An 18,841-nucleotide genomic window follows, 5' to 3' on the forward strand; every position below is an offset into this window, starting at 1 on the left:
TGGATTAGAGATATGACTATGAGCTCGACAATCCTGATTAAAAATCAAAACAGCAATAAGAAAAAAGCTCTTCTGGCGCGTTATGCCCCACTTATTTTTCTTGTGTTGCTGATGGCGCTATTTACGTTATTGGCTCCGCGTTTTCTCTCATCAATCAATCTTTTTAATATTGTCAGGCAAGTTTCTATCTACGGCATTATCGCGGTGGGAATGACATTTATTATTCTGACCCGTGGCATTGATTTATCCGTCGGGGCGATTGCCGCTTTATCGGGAATGGTCGCCGCGGTAGTCGCCAAAGGCGGTATTGAAGGCCAGTTTATGCTGTTCTCTGATGGGCGGGAAATTGCCTGGCAATGGGCAGCATTGGCCGCAATTATCACCGGCGGACTAGCGGGCGCATTACAAGGATTGATTATTGCCCGCCTGACTGTACCCGCCTTTGTCGTGACCTTGGGCGGGCTGACCGTATTTCGCGGGCTAACGCTGATGATAAGTAATGGCAGCCCGGTCAGTGGGGTTGATGAAGCCTTTGGTTGGTGGGGGCGTGGCATGGTTGGCCCGGTTCCGGTGCCAGTCATCGTCTTTGCGCTGGTCGCGATTATTGCCTCACTCACGTTGCACTTTACCCGCTATGGCCGATCCATTTATGCCATTGGATCGAATCCTGAAGCGGCACGTTTATGTGGCCTGAATGTGAAAGGCGTGGTGACCAGTGTTTATGCGCTAACCGGATTATTCGCCGGGCTAGGCGGCTTTTTACTCACCGCACGCCTGAATTCGGCAGAAGCCGTGGCGGGTAACCAGTATGAATTGTATGTGATAGCGGCGGTAGTTATTGGTGGCACCAGTTTGTATGGCGGAACCGGCAGTATTTGGGGAACGGTAATTGGCACACTGCTGATTGGTGTGTTGTTAAACGGACTGGTCATTCTAAATATATCCCCATACATACAGCAGTTGCTGATCGGCATCATTATTGTTGCCGCCGTGACATTTGATATTTTCATCAAGAGGCAAAAAAGATGAGCAGAGCTATCTTCCTTACCGGCACCTCTGTCATCGAGGCGGCCAAACAAACTCTGTCCGCAACCTCTTTATCCGCTGAATTTGACAATGGATCTTTACGTTGGATTCGCTGGCATGGCGTAGAAATTTTACGGGCGGTGACCTTCTTGGTTCGCACTCCGGGATGGGGAACGCCAGAACCGCAGATTAGTGGGTTGGATATTCATCAGAGTGATGATGCCTTTAAAGTGAACTATCAGGCACATTACGTTAATGGCAGCGAACAACTCAGGGTCAATATCCACTTTGCAGGCCGTAGCGATGGAACATTGTCAGCAAGCGCCCGTATTGCTGCCGACACCTCTTTTGAAACCAATCGTACCGGTTTTGTTGTACTGTATCCCTTGGTCGGGTTTGCCGGTACCACCGTTCATGTCGAACATGCGACGGGAGAAAGTACCGATTTAACCATCCCTGATGCCATCAGCCCTGGGCAACCTATATTCAATATTCGGGCAATTACCCATCGGCCGATTGAGAATATCTCCGTTGTCACTCGATTTGATGGTGATATTTTTGAAGCCGAAGACCATCGCAATTGGTCGGATGCCTCTTTTAAGATATACAACCGCCCGATTGGTTTGCCTTATCCCTATCGCTTGCTACCAGAGCAGGTGTTGCATCAATCAGTCATCATTCATATCAGCGACAACACCAACCGATCACCAGATAAACCGGTCATTGATGCGGCACCCATTGCCCGCGTGGATGTTGGCGCGCTAACCCAACAATCCATGCCAGCCATTGGCTTGGGGCTGTCTGCTGATGAGAGTGCACAGGCTATCGCTTATACATCACAACTGGCCAATATTGGCCCGGTACATTTTTTGCTGCGCTATGACCCCTCCTCGTCACACAATATTGAACATCTCGCCGCCGCAAGCCAACGGGCTTCCCGCACAACGTTTCCGGTAGCGGTTGAATTACTGTTAACCGCCAGCCATGACCCGGCACCGGAGATAGCACAGGCAGCAAAACTGTTGCAAGATGTTGGCATCTCGCCGGTATCAGTGGCTATTTTCGCCAAAACGGATGAACGCTCATTCCAGCCCGGTGAGGTTCGCCCACCATCCCCCACTGATACCACTATCTATGCTGAAGCTAAAAACGCCTTCCCTGGTATTCCGGTAGGGGGCGGAAGCCCTGCATTCTTTACTGAATTCAACCGCAAGCGCCCTTCTCTTGGTGCATTTGATTTTATTACACATGCGACAACACCCACCGTTCATGCGGCGGATGATGCCTCAGTAATAGAAACCTTGCAGTCATTACCACACATCATTCGCTCCGCTCGGCACATCGCTGGCAATGTGCCATATCGCATTGGCCCTATTGGGATTGGCGCGCGGTTAAACCCATATGGCGAGGGTCCGGTCGTTAATCCGAATTCTGCCCGCGTGGGGCTGGCCGCGAATGATCCTCGCCAGCGCGGCCTATTTGCTGCGGCGTGGCATGTTGGCTACGCCGCCGTAATCGCAAAATATGGCATTGATAGCTTGGTTCTGGCGGCACCGACCGGGCCGTTTGGCGTGATTTCAACTAAACAGCGCTATGCCCGCCAGTGGTGGGATGAACAGAGTCAAGGTAGCGTGTATCCGTTATTTCATGTGGTGGCTGATTTGGCTTCCGCCAGTGGTAAACCGCGCCTTGAGGTGACATCAAGCAATGAAAAACTGGCCGTTATTGGCTGGCAGGAAAACCGTGAAAACATCTTGTTGATTGCCAATCTTGCCAGTGAACCGGTGAATGTCACGGTGGCAGATGTGGATCTTGTAAAGGTTCGTATCCTGGATGTTGCTCACAGTGAGCAGGCCGCACTATCACCACAGCTATTCCGCCAAGCAAGTGAGGCACGGGATATTGGTCAGGGCATCAGTCTGGATGCTTATGCGGTCGCAAGAATCAGTTATCAGAGACCATTAAATAAATGACTTCAAAACTGAAAGGGGCCGTTATTGGCTGTGGCTTTTTTGCCCAAAATCATCTGGCCGGTTGGAAAGATATTGAAGATGTCGACATTGTCGCGGTATGTGATCTGGATATTGAGAAAGCCAAAGCAGCGGCAGAGAAATTCGGCATCGCGCATTATACCGACGATGCTAATGCGCTGTTGGCGGCACAAACATTAGATTTTGTCGATCTTCCCACCACGATGGAAACCCATGAAGCCTTGGTTCGCACTGCGGTGTCACACCATATCGCGGTGATTGTGCAAAAACCGTTTGCGCCCGACCTTGCGGGATGCCGACGGATGGTTGCCATGGCACAAGCCGCGAATGTGCCGCTGATGGTCCATGAAGACTTTCGCTTTCAGAATGTATTCAGGGCCGCCAAAAAAATTATCGACCGTGGTGAATTGGGCCAATTAACCTTTGGCCGGCTCTCCTGGCGAACCGCCATTGATGTCTATTCGAACCAACCTTATCTGATAAAAGTTAAACGTTTCATGATCATGGACGTCGGGATCCACTTATTGGATCTGGCGAGATTCCTATTTGGCGAGGTTCAGGGGGTGTTTTGCCGCACGCAGCAAATCAAGGTGGGTATTGCCGGTGAAGATGCTGCCACCCTCTTGCTCTCACATGAGAATGGCGCAACGACAGTGCTCGATTTCAGCTATGCCTCACAACGCTATCCAGACCCCTTCCCACAAACATTGGTCGAGATTGAAGGTACCGCAGGCACCTTGTTAATTGGCGCCGATCAGGTGCTAACCCTCCATACCCAGGGTGAGTCCCGGCAAGAAAAGATCGAACATGACGCGCGTTCATGGACGAGTGAGCCATGGAAACAGATTCAGGACAGCGTGGTGCATACGCAACGCCATTTTATTGAGTGTTTGCGCCAGAATCGCGAACCGGAGACGTCGGGGCGGGACAGTTTATTAACCTATGGTTTGCTTGAGGCGGCCTATTTGTCAGCGGCCACTGCGCAGCAAGTTCTGCCCGAGAGAGATTAAGTATCACGAGGTGAAATGATGGGATTAGAAAATACACGGCCGCTGGGAAGATCAGGGTTGCAAATACCGACCATTGGGGTAGGAACATGCCCACTCGGCGAATTGTTCGAAGAAATTACTGAACAGGATGCGCAAGCAACACTAGAAACCGCATGGAATAGTGGTATCCGCTTATATGACACCGCACCTTGGTATGGGCGCGGCCAAGGAGAGCATAGAACCGGGCGATTTCTGTATAGAAAGCATCGTGACGATTATGTGCTGTCAACCAAAGTAGGCCGACGCTTGTTAGCGCCCCGCTCGCGTGACACCTTCCAAACAGCACCCTGGCAAGGTGGCCTGGCCTTTGACCATGTCCATGATTACACCTATGACGGCATCTTGCGCTCGTATGAAGACAGCCTACAGCGATTGGGGATCAATAAAGTCGATATTTTATATATCCATGACTTAGATACTGGCTATTTCCCCCATGAGCAAGCGTTACTTGGCAAGTTAAAAGAGTTGGAGTCTGGCGGTTTCAGGGCATTGGAAGAGTTGAAAGCAGCCGGTGAGATTGCCGCGTTCGGGGCTGGAATTAATGAGCCGGGTATGATTAACCGCTTTCTGGATCGCTATCCCTTAGATGTGTTTCTGGTAGCGTCTCGCTACACCTTACTGGAGCAAGAGATCTACGCTGACGAGCTATTGCGGGCGCAACAACAAGGGGCCGGCATTGTCATTGGCGGCGTATTTAACTCCGGTGTATTGGCGACCGGCATCCATGATGGCGCACGTTATGACTATGGCAAATTACCGGTTTCTGTTGCTGATAGAGTCAAAAAACTGCAAGCCGTCGCGGCTGACTTTGCGGTGCCACTCGCGGCGGCCGCCTTGCAATTTCCGTTAGGATTCAGTGCCGTCACTAGTGTGCTGTACGGCCCCTCCAGATTCGCTGAAGTTACGCAAAATTCATTGAGTTTTCAGCACCCTATTCCAACAGCATTTTGGCATACCTTAAGAACGCAGGGGTTGATTGCGGAACATATTCCACTACCCGGCCTGCCGGTATAAACGCAGACCCGTTATTTTTACCAGGGGGTTTTATGACATACAAAACAATAATTTCTGCCAAAGAATTAGCTGAACATCTACATGATACCGATTGGGTCATTTTGGATGCACGCTTCACACTGGATGATGAAAGTTGGGGGCAAAGTCAGTACTTGGTGGGGCACATCCCCGGCGCTCACTATGCAAATTTGGCCACTGATTTATCTGGCACCGTCATTCCAGGGCATACCGGCCGGCGACCACTGCCACAAATTGATGTGTTTGCAAAAACGCTGTCTCAGTGGGGAATTGGCCCCAACACCCAAGTTATTGTGTATGACGCAAGCGGGGGATTGATGGCTGCATCACGAACATGGTGGATGTTGCGCTGGTTGGGACATGATGCGGTGGCGGTATTGGATGGCGGCTGGCCTTTATGGCTTAAGTCCGGTTACCCAACCACCATCGAGATTCCGCCACCGGCTTTTGCCACCTTCGTTGCGCAAGAGCGCCCTGATTATATCGCGAACGTAACGCTGGTCGATAACGTTCGCCAGAACCCTGAGTGGGCGGTGTTTGATTCCCGCTCGGAAGAAGGTTTCCATGGCGGGGGGGTCTATCATGATCCCGTTCGTGGCCACATTCTTGGCGCCAGGTTGGCTGACCGTGCGAACACGCTCGATAGCAATGGGCAATTTCGCTCACCACAAGAGTTACGCCAGCATTACACCCGCTTATTGGGGGATGTGCCGATTGATCGCACAGTATTTTACTGTGGATCTGGGGTCACTGCGGCACAGAATCTGTTGGCTGTAGCGCATGCCGGTCTGGGGGATGCCAAACATTATGTAGGTTCTTGGAGTGAATGGATTATTGATCCCACCCGTGCCGTTGAATTGTAGCTTTTCGTGGAGATACGGCGTTTAACATTTTATCTCAATGCTGGCTGTCGCGTCAGCAGGTCACTATCTGAAGGTATCTATGAGTAATATTATTGATAAGTTGTTTTCTTTACAGGGCAAAGTGGTGCTGGTTTCTGGGGCTGGCGGAGCGATTGGCAGTGTGCTAAGTAAGGCGCTGGCAAATGCTGGTGCGACCGTGGCATTACACGATATTGACATCGCACGTATCAAACCGGTGCAAGAAGCGATTGAAGCTGAAGGAGGCAACGCCTTATCGATTACCGCTGATTTGAGTGATGTCGCGGCTTGCCGACAGTTGGTCGATACCGTGTATGACAAACTGGGGCAGATTGATGTTTTGCTCACCAGTGCTGGTGTCAATCGCAGAAAACCTATTAAAGATGTCACTGCTGAAGACTTTGATGCCATCATTGATATTAATTTACGTAGCGTCTACTTTTTGGCACAAGCCGTCCAACCCTATATGGCGAAACAGGGTGGCGGTAAAATCGTTAATATCAGCTCACTTAGCGCGAAACATGCATTCAATACGATCTCTGTTTATGCCGCATCAAAAGCAGCCGTCAGCCAATTAACCAAGGCGATGGCCCGCGAATGGGTGGGTGACAATATTCAAGTTAATGCGATTGAACCTGGTTTTATTAAAACCGAATTTACGCGCCCCTTGTGGGATGACGAATATCGTTCAAAATGGTTCCAGAACTTTATTCCGCAAGGGCGTTTAGGTAACCCAGATGATTTGATTGGCGCGGTACTCTTTTTAAGCTCGTCTGCCTCGGCCTATTTGACCGGGCAAGCGATTACCATTGATGGTGGCGTGTTATCAGGTTCTTCATGGGTGAATCCAGAAATAGCCTAAATACCCGCCATCCTTACCAGCAATAAATCTGGTGTTATTTACAAGAATAGTTTTGATGTTATTTGAGACTTTTCTTGATCGTAATCAAGAAAAGTCTCACACAATAGGAACTCACTTCATTCTTTGCCGCATCTATCAAAAAACAGCTTTAATCCTATTATAGTTCCAAGAGAAAATGTGATACCTTCATCGCGCAAAAATATAAGGTAATATTCTTTTATCTGGAGTAAATAACTCTTGAGACTCAGCGTATTTCCTCCCAAGGCATATCACCACGGATAAACATTATATTTAATCTGTTCCAAGGACAGAGCCTCTCTTTTTGCAACGGGTTACATAACATCATTACATTACGTTTAATCTTTTTGAGGTTTTATGGACAAAACATTTTTGGCCGGAGCAATTAGTCTGTCTTTGATTACATTACCTGCTCAGGTATTGGCTTTTACACCGATTGTAGAGGGAATAACCGTCAACAATGAAGTCGTCGATAGTGGCGAACAAATTGTACGTAACGGTGGCGTCATTAATAATGGCTGGGTTTATGGCTCCACCAATAATGGAATAATGACGAGAGTCGCAATTGCTATCACCAACGGGAGCAGTGCCGGTACAGCCAATAATACCACCGTGGGTGATGGCGGTTGGTTACAGGTTACCGATGCTTTTGCAACCGGTACTGTTGTTAATCAGGGCGGGTTGCTTGAGGTTAAAACCGCAGGGATCGTGACAGATAGCCAGATAAATAATGGCGGCTATATGAATCTAGGACTCAATAGCCAGTCGAAAGGTTATCTTAATATCGCGGCGGGTGCGGAACTGTTTATTACCAATAACGATACCTATACCAGCGATGTGACCACCAACAATCCCGCCCTGCCTGCCAATGTTACCATTGAGAACCTCAATGTGGCTGGCTTAGTCGACATTGGCCCTTCCTGGATAGGAGCAAGTGTGGTGCCGGTTTCTCCTCCTGAAGTCTTGGGACCGGTGCTGGTTACCCGCATCAATAATGTGACGATGCAAGGGGGGGATATCAACCTGCTGCCCTATTCTGCCGGCGGGCAATTTAACCGGCTGGAGATAGAGAATCTGTCTGGTCAGGGTAATTTTGCGATGACTACCCAGCTTGCCAGCAATGCCGGTGATTTTATTACGGTCTCGCAGCAGGCGACCGGCCAATTTGGTATTACCGTTCAGGACAGCGGTAAAGAACCGCAATCTGCCAACAGCCTGGCCTTGGTGCATATTAATCGTGGCGATGCTCAGTTCCGTTTGCTTAATGCGGGCGGCGTGGTGGATTTAGGCGTTTACCAATACGGGCTATACAGTCAGGAAAGCAATGGCAGTACTGACTGGTATTTAGCTACCAAGGCAGCCGACCTCCCCGGCATAACGCCGAACAGGCCAAACACGGCGGTTCCCGTGCTCAGCTCTGCGGCACAAGGTGTGTTGAATATGGCGGCAGCACCACGGCATATCCTGAATGCGGAATTGAGTACCTTGCGCCAGCGCCAGGGCGAGTTGAAAACCGATGCTGATGGCACCGTCGGCGTTTGGGCGCGTTATCTCACCGATGATAGCCGCTTGTCCGACAATAAAAACGTCGCTTTCAAGAATACCTTGAACGGTATGGAGATCGGGGCAGATAAACAATTGGGATTGAACCGGGGTAATGTGCTAATTGGGGCATTTACCGGCTACAGTTCATCAGATGTCAAAGCCACTCACAGTGCGGGGGCCAATGGTGATATTCGCAGTTACAGTGGTGGCCTCTACCTAACCTACCTGGATAAAAGCGGACTTTATATTGATACGGTGTTGAAAGCTAACCGTTTTAATAATGAACTGAGTACGCAAAGCGCGCGGGCGGAATACAGCCAGAATGCGTTTACCGCCTCGGTAGAAAGTGGCTATCAGTTACCTGTTTATAACAACCTGGTACTGGAACCCTATGGCAAAGTGAGTTATTCACGTATAGGTAGTGCAGATTATACCCTCAGTAACGGAATGGCTGCGGACGTGGCGAAAGCAGACAGTGTGCAAGGTGAGTTAGGCACGATATTGTCGGCTTCTTATACCGTCAATCAAATGGCAGTCAAGCCTTACGTTAAACTGGCTATTGCCCGTGAATTTATCAAAACGAATACCGTCGCCATTAACGGTATTGGCTTCGATAACAATTTCTCCGGTAATGTCGGCAAATATGGTGTGGGTATTGATGCCACCGTTGCCAGTAACACTTCTATTTTTGCTGAAGTGAATTATCTCAATGGTTCAAAAATTGAAACACCGGTAACAGCTAATATCGGATTCCGCCTACGGTTCTAATTTTTCTGCCCCTCCTCTGAGGGGCATCTTATTTACGGCGATATTTATTACTCCCTCTCTTTTATTTTTTATTCAAAAAAAGACAATCAACAAGATATTTCCCACAAAAAACGCCTTTTTGTAGGATATTTCCCATGAATCACACGAGTTATTTCTCATATTTTCTTATATTCTGAAAATAGATTGAAAATAACTTTTACCTAGGCATAATGCGGCGAAATTTTATTCAGCCCTTTTATTCTGCCCCAGCCGGGCAAAGAGGATATGCCCTGTGCTGCGCGCCTGTTATTTCTCCTTTATCGCGAGTGTGTTATTCCCGTTACTGGCTATTTCGCCTGTCAGTTATGGCGCGGAATTCCCCCCCGTTGAGCAAAGTATTCATCAACAGGCCCGGCAACGGGCACTGGAAGAGCGTTTGGCCCCCGCAACACCGGATGTGCGCTTATCAGCGCCAGCGGCCTCTTTGGGCCGTATTATCTTCCCGGTTGAGCACCCCTGCTTTGCCATTGATCGTATAAAAATCAGTGGCGCAGAGCCATTACCTCGCTGGTTGCCACTGCAACGTATCGCCAATCAGGCGCAAGGCCAGTGTTTGGGCGGCCAGGGCATTAACCTGCTGATGAGCCAGATGCAAAACCGCCTGATCGACCATGGCTATGTCACCACCCGGGTACTGGCCCCGCAGCAGGACTTAAACCGCGGCACGCTGGCGTTACACGTGGTGCCCGGCAAAATACGCCATGTTGAGCTGACGCCCGGCAGTGACCGCCATGTCACGTTGTTCAGTGCCTTCCCTGCCCGCCCTGGTAACCTGTTGGATTTGCGTGATATCGAGCAAGGACTGGAGAACCTACAGCGCGTCCCCACCGTGCAAGCCAGCATGGAATTGGTCCCGGGTGATGCCCCCGGCGAGACCGATATCGCCCTGAGCTGGCAGCAGAGCAAAATGTGGCGGCTGGCGGCTTCACTGGATGACTCCGGCACCCGCAGTACCGGCCGTTATCAAGGGGGCGCAACCCTGTTTCTGGATAACCCGCTTTCACTGAGTGACCTGTTTTATGTCTCTGCGGGTGGCTCAATAAAAAATCGCGGCGACAAAGGCACCAATAACCTCACCGGCCATTACTCGCTGCCGTTCGGTTACTGGACCGCGGGCATCACCGCCAGCAGCTATGACTACCACCAAACGGTGGCAGGCCTCAATGGCGATATCCATTACCGGGGGGAGACGGAGAACGTCACGCTGCAACTCAGCCGCCTGCTGCACCGCAATGCCAGCCAAAAAACTACCCTGACCTACGATGTGCTGACCCGCTCGTCGAAAAACTATATCAATGATACCGAAATTGAAGTGCAGCGCCGCCGTACCTCGGCCTGGCGTGCCGGGCTGGAACATCGCCACTTTATCTCGCAGGCCACACTGGACGCAGGTATCAGTTACCAGCGCGGCACCCGCTGGTTGGGTGCAGTACCGGCACAAGAAGAGTATTTCGGCGAAGCCACTGCCCTGAGCAAAATTCTGCGTTTGAATGCGCAACTGGATATTCCTTTTGTGGTTGCGGCGCAAAACGTCCATTACAACCTGCAATATCAGCGGCAAAGCACCAACACACCCCTGACGCCACAGGATCAATTCTCCATCGGCGGCCGCTGGTCGGTGCGCGGATTTGATGGCGAACGCACGCTGAATGCCGATCGCGGCTGGACGGTGCGCAATGATCTCGGCTGGTATACCCCGCTACCAGGCCATGAACTGTATGTCGGCGTGGATTACGGCGAGGTCAGCGGTCGCAGCGACCCTTATCTGCTGGGCCACCATCTGGCGGGCAGTGTCGTCGGTGTGCGCGGCACTGTGCTCAATACCCGTTATGACCTGTTTGCTGGCAAGCCGCTGTCAAAACCTGATGGCTTCAAAGCCGACTCAGTGACGGTGGGCTTTAACCTGAACTGGCAATACTGATGCACCTTATTAACCCTTTAGCTGTTGAGAGTCACCATGAATAAGAACCTGTACCGTATCGTATTTAACAAGGCGCGTGGCTTATTAATGGTGGTAGCCGATATCGCCGCCTCCGGTCGGGCCGCCTCGTCGCCCTCGTCAGGTCTTGGGCATACTCAACGCCGCCGTATCAGTGCCTTATCGTCGCTGAGTTTTAGTCTGTTACTGGCCTTGGGCTGCGTCTCGTTATCCGCGCAAGCCAATATTGTCGCCGATGCCAGTGCGCCGGGTAACCAACAGCCGACCATTATCAGCAGTGCCAACGGTACGCCACAGGTCAATATCCAGACACCCAGTAGCGGTGGGGTTTCGCGTAACGTTTACAGCCAGTTCGATGTTGATAATCGCGGGGTGATCCTCAATAACGGCCACGGTGTCAACCAGACCCAACTCGGCGGTTTTGTCAACGGTAACCCGTCGCTGGCGCGCGGTGAAGCCAGTATTATCCTCAACGAAGTCAACAGTCGCGACCCGAGTAAACTTAACGGTTATATCGAGGTCGCTGGCCGCAAAGCGCAGGTGGTTATCGCCAACCCATCAGGCATTACCTGTGATGGCTGCGGCTTTATCAACGCCAACCGTGCGACCTTAACCACCGGTCAGGCACAGCTCAATAACGGCCAACTCACTGGCTACAATGTGGATCGCGGTGAGATTGTTATTCAGGGCAAAGGTCTGGACAGCAGCCGTCAGGACCATACCGACCTGATTGCCCGTTCGGTTAAAGTCAATGCCGGTATCTGGGCCAATGATCTAAAAGTCACCGCCGGACGCAATCAGGTTGACGCCGCGCACCAAAATATTACCACCAAAGCCGACGATGGCAGCGCCCGCCCTACCGTGGCGGTGGATGTCGCCAATTTGGGTGGCATGTACGCCGGTAAAATTCGCCTGATCGGGACTGAAACCGGTGTCGGGGTGCGCAATGCCGGTGAGATAGGGGCGTCAGCCGGTGATATCACTATCACGGCGGATGGCATGCTGGTCAACAGCGGTCAGATCAACAGTGCTCAACATTTGGCGGTGAATACCGCCGCCGGTATAGAGAACGCAGGTGTGCTCTATGCGCAGGGCAATACCCAGCTCACCACCGCAGGCAAGTTGAATAACACCGGCACTGTCGCGGCGGCGGGTGATACCTCGCTGCGCGCGGCAGAAGTCAATAGTAGCCGCAACTCGTTACTGGGTGCCGGTGTCAAGTCCGACAACAGCGCGATCACCAGTGGCACCTTGCGCGTTGATGCCAGCGGGATGTTAACCGCCCAAGGCAAAAATATTAGCGGGACGGCGCAAGTGCTTAACGCGCACAGTATCGATCTGAGTGGCAGCCAAACACAGAGCCGTGACCTGACACTCACCGCACAAGGTGGCGCTATCGATCTCACCGGCGCTGAACTGTTAGCCAGTGGCAACCTGTCTGCGTCGACCGCCGCGCTGTTACGTACCGACAGCGCCAGACTGATTGCGGATCAAGTGACGCTGAACGCCCAATCGCTCTCCAATGTTGGCGGCGTGATAGCGCAAACCGGTACCACGGACTTCAACCTGAATCTGCCGGGTTATCTGGATAACCGGGGTGGCACCCTGCTCTCTAAAGGCAATGTGGCGGTCAATGCACAGCGCCTGGATAGCAACGGGGGCAGCCTGTTAGCGGCGGGCGTACACAGTGATGGCCGCCTGATGGATAGCGGTGACTTGAGGGTAACCACCCGTCAGGAGCTGATCGCGCAAGGGCAGACCCTCGCCGCCGGTGCAATGACGCTAACCGGTAGCCGGGTTGATTTGACCGACAGCCATACCCAAGCCCGAGAGATAGACATCACCGCCAACAGTGGCGATATCAGTACGCAGCGCGCCAATATTCTCGCCCTTGGAACGCTGACCATTAATGCGGGGGCAAGTGCCGAGCAAACCCTCAATAACCAGAGTGGCACACTGGCGGCGAATAACATCGCGTTGAATCTGGGCCAGCTTGACAATAACGCAGGCAAGATAGTTGCCAGTCAGGATCTGACCCTTGATTTACAGCGTGATTTCAGCAATCTGGCCGACTCGACACTGCAGGCCGGACATGATTTAACCTTAACCACCCGCGGCGCGTTAACCAATGACGGGCAGTTATTAGCGGGCGGCAAACTCAGCACCGGCTCAAGCAGCTTGCTCAATAGTGGCCATATTATTGCGACGCAAGCCAGCCTCAGCGCAGCGGGCGCATTGATTAACCGTGGTGAGATATTAACCCGCGGGCGACTCGATACCGACTCCAATACCCTGTTCAACACCGGCACCCTGATCAGTGCCGAAGCCACGCTTAAAGCACGGGAGCGTATTACCAACTCCGGCCCTGGTGCCCTGATCGGTGCCACCGATGAAAACGGTACCTTAGCCTTGTTGGCACCGGTAATTGAAAACAGTGATACCGTCACCAACACTGATTCCGCCCCAACCACCACCCTTTTAGGCATGGGCAAGGTTATCTTTGCCGGTGCGTTGGACAATAGCGGCAATTATCTGGCGGCGGCTCAGGTGCTCAATATTTCGGGTTTGATTGAATCCGGCAAAGATATGTTGATTTACGCCACGACACTGACCAATCGCCGTCATATTCTCACCGCCAATAGTAACTTTGTTGTGGCCGACACCGTGAATGGGTCGGCGGTCTGGACAGAAGAAAACCCCGATATTCCGGGGGGACGCTATGCTGAACCGCCTCATGGCGGCTCGATGAATAGCGATTATATTGGCACCGATTATACATCGACTATCGCCTATAACAGCATCGATAACATTAGCCCAGAGGCGCAACTGCTGGCCGGTGGGAACCTGACCCCACAAGTGGATACGCTGGAGAACTTCTGGAGTAAAATCAGTGCGCAGGGAGAGATTGATCTTTCGGGTGTCACCCTGAACCAGGATGGTTGGGGGAATGCACAACGCCTGATTGAACAAACAACATCCACGGGTGAGTGGCGTTATCGGACCTACAAAGGCGATTTATGGGGCACCTCTTGGGGCCCTGAGGTTAGTGAGCGCGCGACTAACCAATATGCCTCCAGTATTACCGCACAAACCCTTAGCGGCAGCGGCACCACGATCAACAATGGTGCCAACCCCGGTGCCATTGCGCCTCCCCAGAGTAGCGACAATAGCGGAAAAGATCTGGCCATCGAGTTTAACGGTATCTCGCTGACACAGCCCAACGGTGGACTGTATAAGTTCAATACCGACTACACCGTCAGCGGCGGTTATCTGATTGAAACTAACCCGGCGTTTGCCAATCTGAATAACTGGCGTGGATCAGACTACGTACTCCAACAGTTGAATAGTAACCCGGATGTGATATTCAAACGGTTGGGGGATAACGCCTATGAACAGCGTCTGGTGCGGGATCAGGTGCTGGCGCTGACCGGTCAGGCAGTCGCCAGTGATTACCGCAGCGCTCAGGAGCAGTTCGAACAGCTCTTTGCGGCGGGGCTCGAGTACAGCAAGACATTCAATCTTGCCCTTGGCACCCACCTCAGTGCGGAACAGATGGCGGCATTGACCCGTAATATCGTGCTGATGGAAAGCCGTGACGTTGCCGGGCAAACTGTACTGGTACCGGTGGTCTATCTTGCTGGCGTCAAACCGGGTGACCTACAGGCCAACGGGGCCTTGATTGCTGCCGAGAATATCGAATTAACCGAGGTGAAGGGTTTCACCAATCAGGGGGCGATTAAAGCCACCCACGATCTGAGCATCAGCATGGCGCAAGAGATCACCCTGAATAATCGGGGTGGCTTGCTTCAGGCGGGTAATAACCTGCAACTCAGCACACTAAACAGTGATATTGACCTGACCAGCGCGCGGTTAAATGCCACCAACCTGCAACTCGATAGCGGTCGCGATGTGATCCTGCGCACCGGCAGTGAGCAACTCAGCAGTGATAATGGTGCGGTGCTGCGGAATCAAACGATTCTGGGGCCATTGGCGAGCATCAATGTCAGCAACAACGCGACTATCAATACCGAGCGTGACTTTATCCAACAAGGCGCGGGCCTCAATGTTGGTCAGGATCTTCAAGTCAATACGGGCGGCGACTGGCTGCTGAATACGGTACAAAGCAGCGACCAGATCAGCACGAATTATGGCAGTGGCAGCGCCACCAGTGAGCATATCCGCCAACTGGGCAGCGAGGTGAATGTCGGTGGTGCGCTGACGGCCAACGTCGACAACCTGACTGCGGTGGGGGCTAACATTAACGCCGGCACGGTGGATGTGCAGGCGCAGAACATTAACCTGAGTGCAGCGACCGACAGCCTGCACGTCACTGGCGAATCGTCGAGCAAGCGCCATACCAGTTCAGTGGATCTCTATGATGAAACGCTGCGCGGCAGCCAGTTGAACGCCACCGGCGATATCAATTTGCAGACGGCAAAAGACATCAATATCAGTGCCAGTGCGGTACAAACCCATGGCGCACTGAATCTGGCGGCAGGCGGCGATGTCACTCTCACCACCCAGAGTGAACAGCATGACGAACAGCGTAATCATACTGGCACTAAAAAAGGACTGGCCTCCAGCACCACCACGCGCACCGAAGACAGTATTAGCCAGACGCTGGCGGTCGGCTCCATGCTATCGGCAGGCAGCATTGATGTCAGCGGCAAAAATATCGCGGTCATCGGCAGTCATGTGGTGGCCGATAACGACATTAATCTGCGCGCAAAAGAGAACATCACCGTCGGCACGGCGCAACAGAGCGAGAGCGAATCTCACCTGTTCGAGCAGAAAAAATCCGGCCTGATGAGCACCGGCGGCATTGGTGTCACGGTGGGCAGCAACAGCCAAAAAACCACCGACACTGGCAAATCTATCTCCAACGTGGGCAGCACGGTCGGCAGTGTGCTGGGCAATGTCAGCATGACCGCCGGTGAAGATCTGACGGTGCAAGGCTCCGAGGTGTTAGCCGGTAAAGACATCAGTCTGACCGGTAAAAACGTCGCTATTTTGGCGGCGGAGAATCAAAGCAGCCAGACCCACAGCGTTGAGCAAAAAAGTAGCGGCCTGACACTGGCACTGTCTGGCGCGGTTGGCAGCGCCCTCAATACCGCGGTCACCACCGCCAAAGATGCCCGCGAAGAGAGCAATGGCCGACTGTCTGCGTTGCAAGGGGTTAAAGCGGCACTCAGTGGTGCGCAGGCGGTGCAAGCCGGTCAGTTGGTACAGGCGCAAGGGGGCGATACTGCCAGCATGTTCGGCGTCAGTGTCTCATTAGGCTCACAAAAATCGGCCTCGCAGCAACATCAGGAACAGACCAGTGTGACAGGCTCGACCCTGACGGCGGGCAACAACCTGAGCGTGACGGCCACCGGTGAGGGGAACCCGGCGAACAGCGGCGATATTGTGGTGCAAGGCAGCCAGCTCAAAGCCGGTGGCGACACCACCCTGGATGCGGCGCGTGATGTGCTGTTGCTCGGTGCCGCCAACACGCAGAAAACCGACGGCAGCAACAGCAGCAGCGGTGGCAGTGTGGGGGTCAGTCTGGGGTTCGGTAGCGCTGGCGGTGGCCTGAGCATCTTTGCCAATGCCAACAAGGGTCAGGGCAATGAGCGCGGCGACGGCACCTTCTGGACTGAAACCCAGATTGACACAGGCGGCACACTGTCGCTCAGCAGCGGGCGTGACACTTCGCTGATAGGCGCGCAAGCCAGCGGTGAAACTGTCAAAGTGGATGTCGGCCGTGACCTGTTACTGCAAAGCCAGCAAGACAGCGATAACTATGATGCGAAGCAGACCAGTACCAGCGGCGGTGTCAGCATGGCGGCGGTCGGCGGCGGTGGCTCTGCCAACCTGAGCATCAGTAAAGATAAGCTGCACAGCAATTATGACTCGGTACAGGAGCAGACCGGTATTTTTGCAGGCTCTGGCGGCTTTGATATCACCGTGGGTGAACACACTCAGCTCGATGGCGCAGTGATTGCCAGCACCGCGGACAAGAGCAAAAACAGTCTGGATACCGGCACGCTCGGCTTCAGTGACATTGAAAATAAAGCCGATTTCAAGGCTGAACATCAGGGCGGTAGCCTGAGCACCGGTGGCCCGGTGGGGTCTGACCTGCTGAGCAATCTGGGCAGTGTGGTGCTGTCGGGTCTGGGTAATGACGGTCATGCCGAAGGTACCACGCAGGCAGCGGTCAGTGAGGGCAGCATCACTATTCGTGACACCGATAAACAACAGCAGAATGTCGATGACCTGAGCCGCGACACCGACAATGCCAATGGCAGCATTGCTCCTATCTTTGATAAAGAGAAAGAGCAGAATCGCCTGAAAGAAGCACAGCTGATTGGCGAGATTGGCGGTCAGGCAATGGATATTGCGCGGACGCAGGGAGATATCCTCGGGCTTGAGGAAGCTTTGAAACGCCATCCTGAGTTGAAAGGCGATGCGGAAGCCTTGCGTGAGACCGCAGAATATAAAGCTGAAATGCAGAAATACGGCACCGGCAGTGCACTGCAACAAGGTCTTCAGGCCGCGACAGCAGCCATACAGGGCTTGGCCGGAGGAAATATGGCGCAGGCACTGGTGGGGGCTTCTGCGCCGTATCTGGCTGAAGTGATTAAGAAAAGCACCGGAGATAATCAGGCGGCTAATGTGATGGCACACGCCGTGCTGGGTGCTGTCACCGCTTATGCCAGTGGCAACAGTGCGCTGGCGGGTGCTGCGGGCGCGGCCACTGCCGAGTTGATGGCTCCGACGATTATCGCCGCAATGGGCTGGGACAAGGACAATCTCTCCGAAGACCAGAAGCAAACGGTCAGTGCATTGGCGACTCTGGCCGCAGGATTGGCTGGTGGATTGACGGGTGACAGCACCGCTGATACGGTTGCGGGTGCGCAAGCTGGGAAAAATGCGGTGGAGAATAACTTCCTCAAAGTTGTTGCAGAAGGTTGTGCCATCGCTGCTCCATGTCGTAGCAAGGTCGCAGAGCAGTTGCTGGAGATAGGGGCAAAAGCAGGTATCGCAGGGTTAGCCGGTGCGGCAGCCAAAGAAGTTGCCGATAAGATGACTTCTGACGAACTAGATCACTTAATCACCCTGCAGATGATGGGTAACGATGAGATCACCAGTAAATATCTTAGTTCGCTTCAGGATAAATATGCTCCTGCTCATACCGGTGGTGACCAACAAGCGGGTACGGAAAGCTCAGGTAAGCTGGAAAATCCTGTACAGGATGTGAATAAGGGAACTACGTTAGTTACGCCGAATCAGGCCGACAAGAATAGCTATCTTATCACTATATCTCCTGAAACCCAGCCAGGGAAAAATGATGGAATATTCATCAATCCTAAACCGATAGATAATACAAATACTGGTTATATCTCTGAGTCATCCGATAAAAATAGCCCTATTAGTGCAGGTGATTTCTTCAAAGGGACGGCGTACACAGATAAAGTCAAACAACAAGCTTCTTCTGGGGACTTCCATTCGTTCCCAGAATCAGTAGATGGTCATGCTGGTCAGGGGAAAATATCAGTAATTACAGGGGGTGATGGTGTGGAGCGTCTAAAGCTAGAGATATCTGGTAGTTATCGTGGAAAAGAAGGTGTATTCGAATATATCCGTGAGCCAAGTGGAGCCATAAATCATCGCCTCTTTGTACCTAAATAATAAATGGAAGTGGTTTGGAA

General features: G+C 52.5%; 9 protein-coding genes. All 9 read left to right on the plus strand.

Features of this window, described 5'->3' with window-relative positions:
- Nucleotides 1-18: 18 nt before the first annotated feature.
- The 9 genes from V2A84_RS12845 (at nt 19) to V2A84_RS12885 (ending at nt 18,821) form a co-directional block, all read left to right on the plus strand.
- On the plus strand, nt 19-1,029 hold the full coding sequence (locus V2A84_RS12845; protein ID WP_083163817.1) for an ABC transporter permease: 1,011 nt from the start codon (nt 19-21) through the stop codon (nt 1,027-1,029).
- Nucleotides 1,026-2,999 (plus strand): hypothetical protein, encoded by a 1,974-nt coding sequence (locus V2A84_RS12850; RefSeq protein ID WP_442848888.1) that lies wholly within the window; start codon nt 1,026-1,028, stop codon nt 2,997-2,999. Before V2A84_RS12845 ends, V2A84_RS12850 begins: the two co-directional genes overlap by 4 nt.
- Complete coding sequence (locus V2A84_RS12855) at nt 2,996-4,027, plus strand: Gfo/Idh/MocA family protein (protein WP_083159725.1); 1,032 nt, start codon at nt 2,996-2,998, stop codon at nt 4,025-4,027. The genes V2A84_RS12850 and V2A84_RS12855 overlap by 4 nt, the downstream gene beginning before the upstream one ends.
- 15 nt (nt 4,028-4,042) lie before the next feature.
- Complete coding sequence (locus V2A84_RS12860) at nt 4,043-5,080, plus strand: aldo/keto reductase (protein WP_227746550.1); 1,038 nt, start codon at nt 4,043-4,045, stop codon at nt 5,078-5,080.
- 32 nt (nt 5,081-5,112) lie between these two features.
- A complete protein-coding gene (locus V2A84_RS12865; protein ID WP_083159729.1) occupies nt 5,113-5,961 on the plus strand; it encodes a sulfurtransferase in 849 nt (282 codons plus the stop codon).
- 79 nt (nt 5,962-6,040) lie between these two features.
- Entirely contained in the window at nt 6,041-6,841 is an 801-nt protein-coding gene (locus V2A84_RS12870) for an SDR family NAD(P)-dependent oxidoreductase (protein WP_227746551.1), read from the plus strand.
- A gap of 375 nt (nt 6,842-7,216) precedes the next feature.
- On the plus strand, nt 7,217-9,172 hold the full coding sequence (locus V2A84_RS12875) for an autotransporter outer membrane beta-barrel domain-containing protein (RefSeq protein ID WP_372568846.1): 1,956 nt from the start codon (nt 7,217-7,219) through the stop codon (nt 9,170-9,172).
- Between the two features lie 274 nt (nt 9,173-9,446).
- Entirely contained in the window at nt 9,447-11,132 is a 1,686-nt protein-coding gene (locus V2A84_RS12880) for a ShlB/FhaC/HecB family hemolysin secretion/activation protein (RefSeq protein WP_442849134.1), read from the plus strand.
- A 36-nt stretch (nt 11,133-11,168) separates the two neighbouring features.
- Nucleotides 11,169-18,821: a hemagglutinin repeat-containing protein gene (locus tag V2A84_RS12885; RefSeq protein WP_442848889.1), complete on the plus strand. Its 7,653-nt coding sequence runs from the start codon at nt 11,169-11,171 to the stop codon at nt 18,819-18,821.
- The last annotated feature ends 20 nt before the right edge of the window (nt 18,822-18,841 follow it).

It is taken from the genome of Yersinia sp. 2553 StPb PI, from assembly GCF_052217105.1.
GTDB lineage: Bacteria > Pseudomonadota > Gammaproteobacteria > Enterobacterales > Enterobacteriaceae > Yersinia > Yersinia enterocolitica_E.

What these genes read in the sequence shown, in the direction of transcription:
- V2A84_RS12865 (WP_083159729.1), top strand. Translation starts at nt 5,113, where the DNA reads ATGACATACAAAACAATAATTTCTGCCAAAGAATTAGCTGAACATCTA.
- V2A84_RS12845 (WP_083163817.1), top strand. Translation starts at nt 19, where the DNA reads ATGAGCTCGACAATCCTGATTAAAAATCAAAACAGCAATAAGAAAAAA.
- V2A84_RS12870 (WP_227746551.1), top strand. Translation starts at nt 6,041, where the DNA reads ATGAGTAATATTATTGATAAGTTGTTTTCTTTACAGGGCAAAGTGGTG.
- V2A84_RS12885 (WP_442848889.1), top strand. Translation starts at nt 11,169, where the DNA reads ATGAATAAGAACCTGTACCGTATCGTATTTAACAAGGCGCGTGGCTTA.
- V2A84_RS12855 (WP_083159725.1), top strand. Translation starts at nt 2,996, where the DNA reads ATGACTTCAAAACTGAAAGGGGCCGTTATTGGCTGTGGCTTTTTTGCC.
- V2A84_RS12875 (WP_372568846.1), top strand. Translation starts at nt 7,217, where the DNA reads ATGGACAAAACATTTTTGGCCGGAGCAATTAGTCTGTCTTTGATTACA.
- V2A84_RS12860 (WP_227746550.1), top strand. Translation starts at nt 4,043, where the DNA reads ATGATGGGATTAGAAAATACACGGCCGCTGGGAAGATCAGGGTTGCAA.
- V2A84_RS12850 (WP_442848888.1), top strand. Translation starts at nt 1,026, where the DNA reads ATGAGCAGAGCTATCTTCCTTACCGGCACCTCTGTCATCGAGGCGGCC.